The following is a 14,430-nucleotide window of genomic DNA, read 5'->3' as shown; positions in this document are numbered from 1 at the left end:
AGGCCCGGGTCGGCCCGCATGATCGCCGGGCGCGGATCTAAGGTACGGGGCATGTCTGCTGACGGGTGGAGTTCGGTCCTGGTGCTCGGTGGGATCCGATCCGGGAAGTCCGCGTTCGCCGAAGCCCTCGTGGCCGGCGCGCCCTCGGTGCGCTACGTCGCCACCGCGATCGGCGGCGAGGACGACCCCGAGTGGCGCGGGCGCATCGAGGCGCACCAGCGGCGGCGCCCCCAGTCCTGGACCACCGAGGAGACCGGCGCCGACCCGGCCCGCCTCGCCTCGCTGCTCGCCGAGGCCAAGCCCGGAGAGACGCTGCTGGTCGACGATCTCGGGGGCTGGGTGGCCAGCCTGCTCGACCCGGCCCGGCAGCCCAACGACGACGTGGCGACGGTGGTCGCGCTGGCCGAGGCCGTCCGCGACTGCGCCGCCCGGCTGGTCGTGGTCAGCCCCGAGGTCGGCCTGTCGCTGGTGCCGGCGACGCCGGTGGGCCGCGCGTTCGCCGACGCCCTGGGCACGGCGAACCAGGCCCTCGCCGACTCCTGCGACCGCGTGGCGTTCGTGGTGGCGGGCCGGCCGACGTGGCTCAAGTCGGCCGCCGACGAGCCCGGCATCCTCACCGACGTCCAGGCCGAGGACGCCGGCGTAACCACGGCCGACCATGATGCGATGGCCGCCGCGACCCCGGCCGCCGCGACCCCGGCCGCCGCGACCCCGGCCGCCGCGGCGCGGGTCACCGCGGCTACGGCCGCGACCTCTTTGACGGTGGGCGTGGCCCGGGCACCGGAGCCGGCGCCCGTCGCCGACCTGTCCGGCACGGTCATCGAGGCCGGCATGGATCTGCCGCTGCCCGACAGCGACGCCGGCCCCGACGCCCGCGACCGGCTCGACCGGCTCGACCTTCCCGGCGCCGGCATCGGCGTCCTGCTCGAGGCTGTCGAGTTCGCGGCCGCCACCCAGGGCACCGCCACCCCGCGGCCGTGGGGTCCCGTCCGGGTGCTGCTGCTCGACGGCCGGCACGGCGGCGGGGCCGCGGCCGGCACCGATCCCGGCGAGGCCGACCGGCGCGCCGCGCAGGCCGAAGCGGGCGAGGGTGCGCTGGCCCGGCTCGCCGCCACCGCCGACGCGGACATCGTCGTGGTGCGGGTGCCACCCTCCGGCGCGATGGAGGACGGACCGGTGCTCGACGAGGCCGCCGTGGACGCGGCGCTGCGCGAGGGCTGGGATCTCGCCGGTGCCGCCGCCGAGGCCGGGCGCGAGGCGCTGGTCATCGGCGCGTGCGGCGCGGGAACGGAGGCCGCCGCGACCGCCGTCGTGGCCGCGGTCACGGGAGCCGAGCCGGTGGCGATGCTGCCGCGCGTGCTGGTGCCCGGCGCCCGCTACGACGACGAGGCGTGGATGCGGCGCTGCGCCGCCGTCCGCGACGCGATGCACCGGATCCGCCAGGAGCCGCGCGGCGCGAAGGACATGCTGGCCCAGCTCGGCGGCGCGGACCTCGCCGTGGCCACCGGCGCGGTGCTCGGCGCGGCCGCCCGACGCATGCCGGTCCTGCTCGACGGCCCGCTCGGCATCGCCGCCGGGCTGGTGGCCCGCGACCTGGCCTCGCAGAGCCGGCACTGGTGTCTGCTCGTCGACGCCGGACGCGAGCAGCTCGTCCGGCAGGGCGCGGACGTGCTCGGGCTGACCCCGGTCCTCGACCTCGGGCTCGACCTCGGCGAGGGCGCCAACGCCCTGGCCGCACTGCCGCTGCTGCGCACGGCGATCGCCCTGGCGGGCACGCTCGGCGTCCACCCGGCGCTGCTGACCGCCCCCGGCGACGACGGCCTAAGCGACGACGGCCAGACGGGTGCGTGACGTGCCGGGCGAACGCGTGACAGGCCCCGCTAGTGCTTGACGGGCTTCGCCTGGCACTGACCACCCTCACCGTCCTGCCGGTCAAGCCCGGGCGCGTCGACCGCCGGTCCGCGGCCGTGGCGATGAGCCTGGCCCCGCTTGTCGGCGCCCTGCTCGGGCTCGCGCTGGCCGGCGTGCACACCCTCCTGCCGACCGGCCTGCTCGGTGCCGCGCTCACCGTCGCGGCAGGCGTTCTGTTGACCCGCGGCCTGCACCTCGACGGGCTGGCGGACACGGTCGACGCCCTCGGGTCCTACCGCTCCGGCGACGCCGCGCTGGAGATCATGAAGAAGCCCGACATCGGGCCGTTCGGGGTCGCGGCGATCACGCTCACCCTGGTGATCCAGACCGCCGCGCTGACCGAGGTCGGTCCCTGGGCGATCGTGGCCGTCTGGGCCACCGGCCGGTTGGGCATCACCCTGGCCTGCCGCCGCGGTGTGCCGGCCGCGCGCCCGGGCGGGCTCGGCGCCCTGGTCGCCTCGACCGTGCCCGGCCCGGTGGCGGCGGCGCTCGCCGTCGCCGTCGCCGCCGGGGCGATCTGGGCGGTGCCGGGCCGGCCCTGGGCGGGCCCGGCCGCCGTGGCCGCGGTGGTGCTGGTCCTGCTGCTGCTCCTGCGGCACGCCGTCCGACGCTTCGGCGGCATCACCGGCGATGTGCTCGGCGCCGCCACCGAGCTGGCGACGACCCTGGCGCTGGTCGCCCTGGCCGTCGGCTGACCCGGCGGCGGCGCGATCGGGCCGGGGACGGCAGGCGCGCGGCGTGTGTCACGCGCGCCTGCCGTGCCCGTACCTAAATCATCGAACGGACGTCTCCACGAACGGAGGCTTCACGATCTTCGCCTCGATCCGGCGTCCCCGGATGTCGACCTCGACCAGGTCGCCCTCGGCGAGCCCGGCCGCCGTGTCCAGCAGCGCCAGCGCGATGCCGACCTTCTTGGTCGGCGAGAACGTGCCGCTGGTGGTCTCCCCGACGAGGGCGTCGCCCGCGAATACCCGCATGTGACCGCGCGGGATGCCGCGGGCCGTCAGCTCCAGGCCGCGCAGCGACCGCCGGGGGCCCGCCGCCTTCTCGGCCAGCAGCGCGTCGCGGCCCCAGAACGCGGGCTTGGACCAGCCGACCGCCCAGCCGGAGCGGGCCTGCACCGGGGTGATCTCCAGGGAGAGCTCCTGGCCGTGCAGCGGGTAGCCCATCTCGGTGCGCAGGGTGTCGCGCGCGCCGAGGCCGCAGGGGCGGACCCCGGCGGCGACCAGTGCGTCCCACACGCGCGTCGCGTCGTTCCACGGCACGACCAGCTCGTAGCCGTGCTCGCCGGTGTAGCCGGTGCGGCAGACGATCAGCTCGACGCCGTCGAGGCTCGCCGTGGAGAACGACATGTACTCGTGGTCGACCGGCAAGCCCAGCGCCTTGACCGTCTCCGGCGACTGCGGGCCCTGGACGGCGAGGACGGCGTAGCCGCGGTGCTCGTCGGTGACCGTGATCCCGGTCGGCGCCGCGGCGGTGAGCCGGCGGACGACCTCGGCGGTGTTGGCCGCGTTCGGGATGAGGAAGACCTCGTCCGGGCCGATCAGGTAGGCGATCAGGTCGTCGACCACCCCGCCAGTGGCGTCGTCGCAGCACAGCGTGTACTGCGCCTTGCCCGGCGCGATGCGCCCGAGGTCGTTGGTGAGGCAGGAGTTGACGAAGTCCGCGGCGCCGGGGCCGGACACCCGCGCCTTGCCCAGGTGGGACACGTCGAAGACGCCGACACCCTCACGGACGGCGGCATGCTCGCGCAGGACTCCTCCCCCCGCGTACTCGAGGGGCATCTCCCAGCCGCCGAATGCGGCGAACTTGGCGCCCAGGGCGAGGTGACGCTCGTGCAGCGGCGAACGGAGCGCAGGCGTGGTGTCGGTGGACATGAGTGGCAACTTACCCGTGACCTTGCATGTGGTTAGCATCGGCGGGATACCACCCGCCGTCCGGCGCGACCCGCGCCGGACGCAGCCATGCCGCCGGAGCCGCCCACGAGGGGCCTCCGGCCCAGCCGTCGCGGAGATCCTTCAGTGACCCATCCCGCCCCGTCATTGCGCCTGGTCGACAGCGACCCCGCCGAACTCGCCGTCGACGCGCTGGTCATCGGCCTGCATAGCCAGCCCGAGGAGGGCGGTGCGCTGCTACCAGCCGCCGGCGCGGAGAGCATCGCCGCCGCGTTCGACGGCAAGCTCATCGCGACCCTGTCCCTGTTGGGGGCGACGGGCGCCCCCGGTGAGGTCACCAAGCTGGCCACCCTCGGCACGGTCGCCGCGCCGCTGATCGTCGCCGTCGGCCTCGGCGACGAGCCCACCGGCTCCGCGCCGGCCCCGGAGACGCTGCGCCGCGGCACAGGTGCCGCCGTGCGTGCGCTGGCCGGCAGCGCGACGGTCGCCCTCGCCCTGCCCGTGCCCGACGACGCGGACGCGCCCGGCGTGCTGCGCGGCATCCTGGAGGGCGCGCTGCTCGGCTCGTACCGGTTCGCCGGTTACAAGACCAAGCCGCAGCCGTCCCGCCGGGAGCCGGTCGAGGCCCTCCAGGTGGTCGTGCCCGAGGCGGCCGACGCCGCCGCCGGCGCCGAGGTCACCCGCGCCGAGGCCGTCGCCAGGGCGGTCCGGCTGACCCGCGACTGGGTCAACACCGCCCCCAACAACCTGCGCCCGCCGACCTTCGCCGACGAGGTCGCCGCGGCGGCCAAGGGCACCGGCCTCGACGTCGAGGTGCTGGACTTCGAGCAGCTCAAGGCCGGCGGATACGGCGGCATCGTGGCGGTCGGCCAGGGCTCCGAGGCCCCGCCGCGGCTGGTCAAGCTCACCTACACCCCCGAGGGCGTGGAGAACCCGAAGCGGGTCGCGCTGGTCGGCAAGGGCATCACCTTCGACACCGGCGGCATCAGCATCAAGCCGACTGCCGGCATGTGGGAGATGAAGTCCGACATGGCCGGCGCCGCCGCCGTCGGCGCGACGATGCTCGCGGTGGCCGCCCTCAAGCCGAAGGTCGCGGTCACCGGCTACCTGGCCATGGCGGAGAACATGCCGTCGGGCACCGCGTACCGCCCGGGCGACGTCATCACGATGTTCAACGGCAAGCGCGTCGAGGTCCTCAACACCGACGCCGAGGGCCGCATGGTCCTCGGCGACGCCATCGCCCGCGCCTGCGCCGACGGCACCGACTACGTCTTCGAGACCTCCACCCTGACCGGCGGCCAGGTCGTCGCCCTCGGCAAGCGCATCGCGGGCGTCATGGGCACCCCGGAAACCTGCGAGCGCGTCAAGGCGGCCGGCGAGGCCACCGGCGAACCGGCCTGGCCGATGCCGCTGCCCGACGACGTCCGCAAGGGCATGGACTCGGAGATCGCCGACATCAGCCAGGTCAACGCCAGCATGGACCGCGCCGGGCACATGCTGCAGGGCGGCGTGTTCCTGCGCGAATTCGTCGCCGAGGGCGTCGAGTGGGCACACATTGACATCGCCGGGCCGTCGTACCACACCGGCGAGCCGACGGGTCACTGGACGAAGGGCGGCACGGGCGTCCCGGTCCGTACGCTGCTCACCCTCATCGACGACGTCGCGGAGAATGGCTGATCTTTTTTCTGGCGCCGTCCGGCTCTGTGCCGGGCGGCGCTTTTCTATAAGTACGGCCACAGCAAGCGCACGTGGCACACGCCGCGCACCTGCCGTCCCGGCCTGATCACGCCGCCGCCGGCTTTTCGCGCTTTTCGCGCGGAGCGCGGAGCGCGGATCAGGCCGGGCGGTGCTTCTGGCGGGCGTTGTAGTCGCGCATGCGCTGGGGGTAGCCCATCAGGCGCACGTCGTAGATCGGCATCGCCAGTTGGTGCGCGAAGCGGCGGGCGGCCTCGGGTGACTCGATGCGGCGCCGGGTCCACTCGCCGTCGTGGGCGATCAGCAGGATCGTGGTCTCGGTCACGGTCGTCCGCGGCTCGATGAAAGCCTCCACGCCACGGCGGGAACGGACAAACTCGGCAAGGTGCTCCAGAACCGCTCGATCCGCAGGTCGGCCGCTCTTGCCGCCCGGCTCCCTGCGTCGCCGGAACCAGGCCACGGACGCCTCCTTAGGGTCAACTGCGGCAAGGGTACGACGAACCCACGTGTCGTTGGGCACCTGACTGCATCGATTGGTTCGTCAAGTGACAAGATGGCCTGGAAAGCTGTGACCGTTTCCACCATGCGACCCATGTGGCAACGACGCGATCTGGGAGTAGACGTGAGCCAGCCCGGCGGAACCTTCGACATCGTGATCCTCGGCGCGGGAAGCGGCGGCTATGCCGCGGCCCTGCGTGCGGCCGAGCTGAACCTCTCGGTGGCGCTGATCGACAAGGCGGAGCTGGGCGGCACCTGCCTGCACCGCGGTTGCATCCCGACCAAGGCGTTGCTGCACGCCGCGGAGCTGGCCGACCAGACCCGCGAGAGCGAGCAGTTCGGCGTCAAGGCCGACCTGGTCGGCATCGACATGGCCGGCGTCAACGCCTACAAGGACGGCGTCGTCTCCCGGCTCTACAAGGGCCTCCAGGGCCTGCTCAAGCAGGACAAGATCACCCTGGTCCAGGGCGCCGGCAAGCTGGTCGCCAAGGACACCGTCGAGGTGAACGGGCAGCGCTACACCGGCCGCAACATCATCCTGGCGACCGGCTCCTACTCGCGCAGCCTGCCCGGCCTCGAGATCGACGGCACCCGGGTGCTGGCCAGCGAGCACGCCCTCAAGATGGACCGGGTGCCGAGCTCGGCGATCGTGCTCGGCGGCGGCGTCATCGGCTGCGAGTTCGCCAGCGTGTGGAAGTCCTTCGGCGCGGACGTGACGATCCTGGAGGCGCTGCCCCGGCTCGTCGCCGCCGAGGACGAAGAGGTCTCAAAGGCGGTCGAGCGGGCGTTCCGCAAGCGGAAGATCAACTTCAAGGTCGGCAAGCCGTTCGAGAAGGTCGAGCACACCGACAACGGCGTGCGCGCGACCATCGCCGGCGGCGAGACCATCGAGGCCGAGATCCTGCTGGTCGCCGTGGGCCGCGGCCCGACGACCCAGGGTCTGGGCTACGAGGAGCAGGGCGTCACGCTGGACCGCGGCTTCGTGATCACCAACGAGCGGCTGCACACCGGCGTCGGCAACATCTACGCGGTCGGCGACATCGTGCCCGGCCTGCAGCTCGCGCACCGCGGCTTCCAGCAGGGCATCTTCGTCGCCGAGGAGATCGCGGGCAAGCACCCGGCGGTCATCGACGAGGCCGGCATCCCGCGCGTCACCTACTCCGACCCCGAGGTTGCCTCGGTCGGCCTCACCGAGGCCAAGGCCAAGGAGCAGTACGGCGCCGACAAGGTCACGACCTACAACTACAACCTGGGCGGCAACGGCAAGAGCCAGATCCTCAAGACCCAGGGCTTCATCAAGCTGGTGCGGGTCGAGGACGGTCCGGTCGTCGGCGTGCACATGGTGGGCGCCCGGGTGGGCGAGCTCGTCGGCGAGGCGCAGCTCATCTACAACTGGGAGGCCTTCCCGGAGGAAGTGGCCCAGCTGGTCCACGCCCACCCGACGCAGAACGAGGCGCTCGGCGAGGCCTTCCTGGCGCTCGCGGGCAAGCCCCTGCACGCGCACAGCTGATCCCGTCCAACCACCCCACCACCACCCAAGACCGGACTAAAGGCCCGTTCAAAGCGGTTAAGGAGTTCTGAGACATGCCGGTATCGGTCACCATGCCGCGGCTGGGTGAGAGCGTCACCGAGGGCACCGTCACGCGCTGGCTCAAGCAGGAGGGCGAGCGGGTCGAGGCCGACGAGCCGCTGCTCGAGGTCTCCACCGACAAGGTCGACACCGAGATCCCGTCGCCGGCCGCCGGCGTGCTGTCGCGCATCGTGGTCGGCGAGGACGAGACGGCCGACGTCGGCAGCGAGCTCGCGGTGATCTCCGGCGACGGCGAGGACGCCGGCGATTCGGCCCCGGCGCCCGCCGCCCAGCAGGAGACCGCCCAGCAGTCCTCCGCGCAGCCGGCTCCCGCGCAGCAGCAGCGCGAGCCCGAGGCGCCCGCGCCGAACACCCCCTCGACCGAGAAGCCGGTCGAGCAGGAGGCCCCGGCGCCGCAGACCGCGCAGGCGAGCGGCGGCGAGGGCACGGCCGTCAAGATGCCGGCCCTGGGCGAGAGCGTCACCGAGGGCACCGTCACGCGCTGGCTCAAGCAGGTCGGCGAGACGGTCGAGGCCGACGAGCCGCTGCTCGAGGTCTCCACCGACAAGGTCGACACCGAGATTCCGTCGCCGGTCGCCGGCACGGTCCTCGAGATCAAGGTGCAGGAGGACGAGACGGCGGACGTCGGCGCCGACCTCGCGATCATCGGCACCCCGGGCAGCGCCCCGGCCGGCGGCTCGGCGCCGTCGGCTCCCGCTCCGCAGCAGGCTCAGGCTCCGCAGCAGGAGGCTCCGCAGCAGGCGCCGCAGCAGCAGGCACCGGCCCCGCAGCACCAGGCCCCGCAGCAGCCGCAGGCGCCCGCGCCGCAGCAGGCGTCCGAGCCGACGATCGAGTCGAAGCCGGCCCCGTCGATCGAGCCGGGCGGGTCCTACGGAGACCCCTCCCCCCGGGCCGAGACGGGCTCGTCCTCGGCCGAGCCGGCTCAGCCCACCGCCGAGGCGGTCAGCGGAAACGGCGCCGGCGACGCCGGATACGTGACCCCGCTGGTCCGCAAGCTGGCCGCCGAGAAGGGCGTCGACCTGGCGTCCATCACCGGCACCGGGGTCGGCGGCCGGATCCGCAAGCAGGACGTCATCGAGGCGGCCGACGCCGCGGCCAAGGCGGCCTCCTCCGCCTCGGCGTCCGCGGCGGCGCAGGACAAGGCGGCACCCACGCCGAAGCCGGCGCCCAGCCCGCTGCGTGGCCGCACGGAGAAGCTCACCCGCATCCGCGCCACGATCGCCCGCCGCATGGTGGAGTCGCTGCAGGTCTCCGCGCAGCTCACCACCGTCGTCGAGGTGGACGTCACGAAGATCGCCCAGCTGCGCGGCCGCGCCAAGGCCGACTTCCAGGCCAAGCACGGCGTCAAGCTGACCTTCATGCCGTTCTTCGCCCTCGCCGCCGTCGAGGCGCTGCGCCAGCACCCGGTGGTCAACTCCTCGATCGACCAGGAGGCCGGCACCGTCACGTACCACGACGGCGAGCACCTGGGCATCGCGGTCGACACGCCGAAGGGCCTCGTCGTGCCGGTCCTGCGCGACGCCGGCGACCTCAGCCTCGCCGGCCTGGCGAAGCGGATCGCCGACGTGGCGGAGCGCACCCGCAACAACAAGATCAGCCCGGACGAGCTGTCGGGCGGCACCTTCACGCTGACCAACACGGGCAGCCGGGGCGCGCTCTTCGACACGCCCATCATCAACCAGCCGCAGGTCGGCATCCTCGGCACCGGCGCGGTGGTCAAGCGCGCCGTGGTCGTCGACGACCCCAACCTCGGCGAGCTCGTCGTGCCGCGGTCGATGGTCTACCTGGCGCTCAGCTACGACCACCGCATCGTGGACGGCGCGGACGCCGCCCGCTTCCTGGTCACCATGAAGGAGCGGCTCGAGGCGGGCCAGTTCGAGGGCGACCTCGGCCTGCACGGCTGAGCCACCCGAACCAGCCCGCGGCTGGGCTGAAGATCACAGAGAAGGGGCGCTCCGGCGCCCCTTCTTCTGTTTTGAGAGGGTTCAGGGTCGGGAATGATGGGGCCATGCGGATCGTCATGGCCGGCGCGTCGGGTTTCCTGGGCACCACCCTCGCCGAACAGTTGCGTCGCGGAGGGCATGAAATCGTGCGCCTGGTCCGGCGTCCCGCCGAGGCCCCCGACGAGGCCACCTGGAACCCCTCCGGCGGCCAACTCGACCCCACCCTGCTCGTCGGCGCCGACGCCGTGATCAACCTGGCGGGCGCCGGGGTGGGCGACAAACGCTGGACGGCCCGCTACAAGAGCCTCATCCGCAGCAGCCGCGTGGACAGCACCGGCACCATCGCCCGCGCGATCCGCCAGCTGACCGCCGACGACCGGCCCCGGGTGCTCCTCCAGTCGTCCGCCGTCGGCTGGTACGGAGACACCGGCGACCAGGAGGTCACCGAGGAGGCACCGGCCGGCACCGGCTTCCTCGCCGACGTGTGCCGCGTGTGGGAGGCCGCGGCCCGCCCCGCGGAGGACGCCGGCACCCGCGTGGTCCTCCTGCGAACCGGCCTGCCCCTCAACGCCCACGGCGGCCTCCTCAAGCCGCAGATGCCCCTCTTCCGCCTGGGCGCCGGCGCCCGGCTGGGCGGCGGCAAGCAATGGGTGCCCTGGATCGCCCTCGAGGACTGGCTGGACGCCGCCGAGTTCCTCCTGCGCCGCGACGACCTCGCCGGCCCGGTCAACCTCGTCAGCCCCCACCCGGTCACCAACGCGACCTTCACCCGCACCCTCGGCAAGGTCCTCAACCGCCCGGCAATCCTCCAGGTGCCGGGCATCGCCCTCCAGGTAGCCCTCGGCGAATTCGCCCACGAGGCCCTCCGCAGCCAACGGGCGCTGCCAAGAGTGCTGGAACGCTCGGGCTTCGTCTTCACCCACCCCACACTGGAATCGGCGCTACGAGCGGCCATCAGCGACGACTCACCCGCCGCCTGACACCCGCCCGGCCAACCCACCGCGACAGCTCCGCCGGGCCGCCCCGCCACGGCCGCCTCACCTGGCGCCCGCACCACAGCGGTCCCGCCGTGCCCCCAGACCACAGCCACCTCAACCGGCGCACGCGCCACAGCCGCCCCACCGGGCGCACGCGCCACAGCCACCCCACCGGGCGCACGCGCCACAGCCACCCCACCCGGCCCCCACACCAGGCCACCTCACCCGGCGCACGCGCCACAGCCACCCCACCCGGCCCCCGCACCACAGTGACCCCACCCGGCGCCCGCACCACAGCCACCCCACCGGGCTCCACGCCACACTCAGGCCACCCGGCGCCCACGCCCGGTTACCCCATCCCGGCGCTACCCCGCGACGATCAACACGGTCTCCCGACCCGCCGGCTACCCGGTCCGGGCGGGGGCGACCACCGGTTCGGCCGGCCCTCCCGGCTCGGCGGGTCGACCTCCCGGCTCGGCCGACCAACCGAGGCGGGACTGATCGCCAGGCTCGCGACCACCCGGGCGGGCCGATCGGCGGGGGTGGGCGACCACCCGGGCGGGCCGATCGGCGGGGGTGGGCGACCACCCGGGTGCGCCGACCGGGCGTCTCGGCTCGGGCGTGGTCTTGCTAACCTGCGGCTGGTGTCCGTCGTCGCCGCAGCCCCGTCCGAGTCCGCCGAGCCGCCGGCACCGTCACCGGCCCGCCGCGGCTCCGCGCCATGGCGCTCGCATTTGCTCGTCGCCTTCGTCGCGCTGGCGCTGGCCACCTATGTGACCGGCAGCCTGTGGCGCGACCCGATCGGGCGCGGCCTCGCCGAGAATCTCGGTGATCAGGCCTTCTTCGAGTGGCTGCTCGGCTACGGCGTTTACACGCTCGGGCACGGCGCGGATCCGTTCTACACCTGGCTGCTCAACGCGCCGCTGGGCGTCAACCTTGCCGCGAACACCTCCATCACCGTTTACACGACGCTGTTCGCGCCGCTGACGTTTCTTGCCGGGCCACAGGTCAGCTTCGTGACCATCCTGACGCTCAACCTCGCCGGGTCGGCGTTCGCCTGGTACCTGTTCCTGCAGCGGTTCCTGGTCCAACATCGGGCCGCCGCGATGCTGGGCGGGCTCTTCTGCGGCTTCGCCCCGGGGTTCGTCTCTCACGCCAACGGCCACCTCAACTGGACGGCCGGCTGGGTCGCGCCGGTCATCCTCTGGTGGGTGCTCCGGCTGCGCGAGCCGGGCCGGTGGCTGCGACACGGGCTGATCCTCGGCGTCCTGATCGCCGTCGGCTTCTCGATCGCCGCAGAGGGGCTGTTCTTCACCGCCCTCGCCTGCGGCATCTTCGTGCTCGTCTGGTCGCTGGTGCCGGCGACCCGCGCCGAGGCCCGGGCGGCGGCACCGACCATGCTCGCCGGGCTGGGGGTCACCGCGGTCACGGCGGCCCTGCTGCTGTCGTACCCGCTTTATATGCACTTCGGCGGACCCCGCACCTTCACCGGTACGGGATTCGACCAGAGCTACTTCGCCGAGGACATCGCGGCGTACTTTCAGTACTCGACACTGTCGGTCGCCGGGTGGCTGGGGCACGGCAGCGAGTTGGCTCCCAACCAGACCGAACAAACGTCGTACTTCGGCGTACCCCTGATGGTTCTGTCGGTCGTGGCCGCGGTGTCGCTCTGGCGGCGCGCGGCACCCGGCCGGCGCTCGACGGTGGCCGCGGTCTCCGCGGTGGGCCTGGTCTTCATGGTGCTGTCGTGGGGGCCGAAGGCACGGTTCGACAAGGAGACGACCGACGTCGCCCTGCCCTACGAATGGCTGCGTCACCTGCCGCTGTTCGACTCGGCGTTGCCGGCGCGGCTGGCTCTCGTGGTCGTGGGCGTGATCGGCATCCTGCTCGCCCTGACCGCCGACCGATTGGCGAGCAGGCCGCACCTGCGCGCCCGCACGCTCACCGTCTGGGCGGCAGGCTTCGCGGTCGCCCTCGTCCCGCTGCTGCCGCTGCCACTGCCGACGAAACCGCGAGCGGTGGAGCCCGCGTTCCTCGCCGACGGGATCTGGCGCGACTACGTCAGCGAGGACGGGGTCATGACCACGCTGCCGTTCGCCACCACCGACACCCAGGATGGGCAGCGCTGGCAGGCCTACGCGATGGCCCGCAGCGGCAAGCAGTTCCGGATGCCCGGCGGCTATTTCCTGGGACCGGGCGGACCCAACGGCACCGGGCGGATGGGCGCGCCGGCCCGGTACACCGACTGGATGTTCTTCCAGGCGGGCTACTACGGGACCGTGAAGGCGATCACCGACGCCGACCGCAGGCAGGCCCGGGAGGACTTCGCCTTCTGGGGGGTCGAGGCGGTGTTCCTGCCCGAGGAGATCACCGGTTCGCACACGACGCTGTTCCGCTCCGCGGTGGAGACCTCCGCCACGAGCCTGCTGGGTGAGCCGGAGCGCGTCGGTGGGGTGCTGCTGTGGCGCATCCGGCCGGGCATCGACCCCATCGACCGCGACGGCGGCTGAGGCGCGGCGCGGCACCAGGCCGGGGAAACGGGGCGCGGTCGGCGCGAAGACAGCGGCGGCAAAGGGGCACCGAAGGGCTCCCGGGAGTGGCGCGTTCGCTGCGGGCCGGCAACGGGTGCGTCCCGCCGCGGGCTCCCGAGAGCGGCCCGTTCGCCGCGGGCCGGCAACGGGGCGTCCGCCGGGGGCGGGTAGTTGTGGCGCGGCCCCAGGGGGTCGGAAGCGGGGCGCGGTCGGTGCTGCGGGTGACGGACTAGGCTGGAGCGGTGACGACTTCCACGCTGCAGGTCCTGCGCCCGGGGCTGGTCGACTACCGCGAGGCCTGGGACGAGCAGCGCCGCCTGCACGAGGCCGTGGTGGCCGGCGAGCGGCCCGACACGATTCTGCTGCTCGAGCATCCCAGCGTCTTCACCGCGGGCAAACGCACCGAGCCGATGGACCGTCCGACCGACGGCACCCCGGTCGTCGACGTGGACCGGGGCGGCAAGATCACCTGGCATGGCCCGGGTCAGCTCGTCGGCTATCCGATCGTCAAGCTCGCCGATCCGGTGGACGTCGTGGCATATGTGCGCCGCATCGAGCAGCTGCTCATCGACGTGTGCGCGGAGTTCGGCGTGACCGCGGAGCGGGTCGAGGGGCGCAGCGGCGCTTGGGTCCGCGCCGACGAGCGCGGGCCGGACCGCAAGGTCGCGGCGATCGGCATCCGGGTGGCCCGGGGCGTGACCCAGCACGGTTTCGCCCTCAACTGCGACTGCGACCTGTCGCACTTCGACCGCTTCGTTCCCTGTGGCATCCGCGACGCGGGCGTCACCTCGCTGACCGCGGAGCTGGGCCGCCCCGTGACGATCGCCGACGTCCTGCCGGTGGTCGAACGACACCTGCCGACGCTGCTGTGAAGCTCTACAACAACCCTCGCGACAAGCGCGTCTTCGTCCCCAGCAAGGCGGGCGGCGTCTCGCTCAACTTCGGCCACCCGATCGCCTGGTGGATCCTCATCCTCATGACGATCATCCCCCTGGTAATCGTCGTCGGCGTAACCGTCGCCGTCCTGATCTGACCGCACCGAGGCGCCGCCGCTCCACCCACCGCGATCCCGGGCCACCGGTCAAGCGGCCTCGCCCGCCACGAGCCACAACGCCACGCCGCGACCACTGGTCAAACCGCTTCGCCCGGCCCGCTGGTCAAGCGATCCCGGCCGACTTACCGGTCAACCGGTCCCGCGCCGACCATCAGCCACTCCGCTACGCCTCGGCGCACCGGCCAGACGGCCTCGCCCAACCACCAGCCCCACCGCCACACCCCGGCGCACCGATGGCCGGGGTCGGTCGGTACCCGGGCCGGCCCGTGCCGGGGTCGGTCGGTACAAGGGTCGGTCGGTACCCGGGCCGGCCCGTGCCGGGGTCGGTCGGTACA

General features: G+C 73.4%; 11 protein-coding genes. 9 read left to right on the top strand and 2 right to left on the bottom strand.

Annotated elements, in window-relative coordinates; all coding sequences use genetic code 11:
- Positions 1-51 precede the first annotated feature (51 nt).
- Together AB0M36_RS21090 and cobS are read left to right on the top strand one after the other, a co-directional pair.
- Positions 52-1,851, top strand: a complete 1,800-nt coding sequence (locus AB0M36_RS21090; protein ID WP_364159948.1) for a bifunctional adenosylcobinamide kinase/adenosylcobinamide-phosphate guanylyltransferase — start codon at positions 52-54, stop codon at positions 1,849-1,851.
- 32 nt (positions 1,852-1,883) lie between these two features.
- A complete protein-coding gene (gene cobS, locus AB0M36_RS21085) occupies positions 1,884-2,606 on the top strand; it encodes an adenosylcobinamide-GDP ribazoletransferase (RefSeq protein WP_364159946.1) in 723 nt (240 codons plus the stop codon).
- A gap of 78 nt (positions 2,607-2,684) precedes the next feature.
- Here the strand turns inward: cobS and gcvT are convergent, their stop codons facing one another.
- A complete protein-coding gene (gcvT, locus tag AB0M36_RS21080; RefSeq protein WP_364159944.1) occupies positions 2,685-3,788 on the bottom strand; it encodes a glycine cleavage system aminomethyltransferase GcvT in 1,104 nt (367 codons plus the stop codon).
- 144 nt (positions 3,789-3,932) lie between these two features.
- Here gcvT and AB0M36_RS21075 point away from each other — a divergent pair, with 144 nt between their 5' ends.
- Positions 3,933-5,483, top strand: a complete 1,551-nt coding sequence (locus AB0M36_RS21075; RefSeq protein ID WP_364159942.1) for a leucyl aminopeptidase — start codon at positions 3,933-3,935, stop codon at positions 5,481-5,483.
- 157 nt (positions 5,484-5,640) lie between these two features.
- Here the strand turns inward: AB0M36_RS21075 and AB0M36_RS21070 are convergent, their stop codons facing one another.
- Positions 5,641-5,961, bottom strand: a complete 321-nt coding sequence (locus AB0M36_RS21070) for a hypothetical protein (RefSeq protein ID WP_364159940.1) — start codon at positions 5,959-5,961, stop codon at positions 5,641-5,643.
- Between the two features lie 132 nt (positions 5,962-6,093).
- Here AB0M36_RS21070 and lpdA point away from each other — a divergent pair, with 132 nt between their 5' ends.
- The 6 genes from lpdA (at position 6,094) to AB0M36_RS21040 (ending at position 14,074) form a co-directional block, all read left to right on the top strand.
- A complete protein-coding gene (lpdA, locus tag AB0M36_RS21065) occupies positions 6,094-7,509 on the top strand; it encodes a dihydrolipoyl dehydrogenase (protein WP_364159938.1) in 1,416 nt (471 codons plus the stop codon).
- 74 nt (positions 7,510-7,583) lie between these two features.
- Positions 7,584-9,494, top strand: coding sequence for a 2-oxoglutarate dehydrogenase, E2 component, dihydrolipoamide succinyltransferase (gene sucB / locus AB0M36_RS21060; protein WP_364159936.1), 1,911 nt, complete (start codon positions 7,584-7,586; stop codon positions 9,492-9,494).
- A 104-nt stretch (positions 9,495-9,598) separates the two neighbouring features.
- A complete protein-coding gene (locus AB0M36_RS21055) occupies positions 9,599-10,513 on the top strand; it encodes a TIGR01777 family oxidoreductase (protein WP_364159934.1) in 915 nt (304 codons plus the stop codon).
- 641 nt (positions 10,514-11,154) lie between these two features.
- Positions 11,155-13,020: a DUF2079 domain-containing protein gene (locus AB0M36_RS21050; protein WP_364159932.1), complete on the top strand. Its 1,866-nt coding sequence runs from the start codon at positions 11,155-11,157 to the stop codon at positions 13,018-13,020.
- 263 nt (positions 13,021-13,283) lie between these two features.
- Positions 13,284-13,913 carry a lipoyl(octanoyl) transferase LipB gene (gene lipB, locus AB0M36_RS21045; RefSeq protein ID WP_364159930.1) on the top strand — a complete coding sequence of 210 codons (630 nt, stop codon included), beginning with the start codon at positions 13,284-13,286 and terminating at the stop codon, positions 13,911-13,913.
- On the top strand, positions 13,910-14,074 hold the full coding sequence (locus AB0M36_RS21040) for a peptide ABC transporter substrate-binding protein (RefSeq protein WP_364159928.1): 165 nt from the start codon (positions 13,910-13,912) through the stop codon (positions 14,072-14,074). Before lipB ends, AB0M36_RS21040 begins: the two co-directional genes overlap by 4 nt.
- Positions 14,075-14,430 lie beyond the last annotated feature (356 nt).

Source organism: Actinoplanes sp. NPDC051346 (genome assembly GCF_040682215.1).
Lineage (GTDB): Bacteria > Actinomycetota > Actinomycetes > Mycobacteriales > Micromonosporaceae > Actinoplanes.
This window is presented reverse-complemented; position numbering and strand designations above follow the sequence as displayed.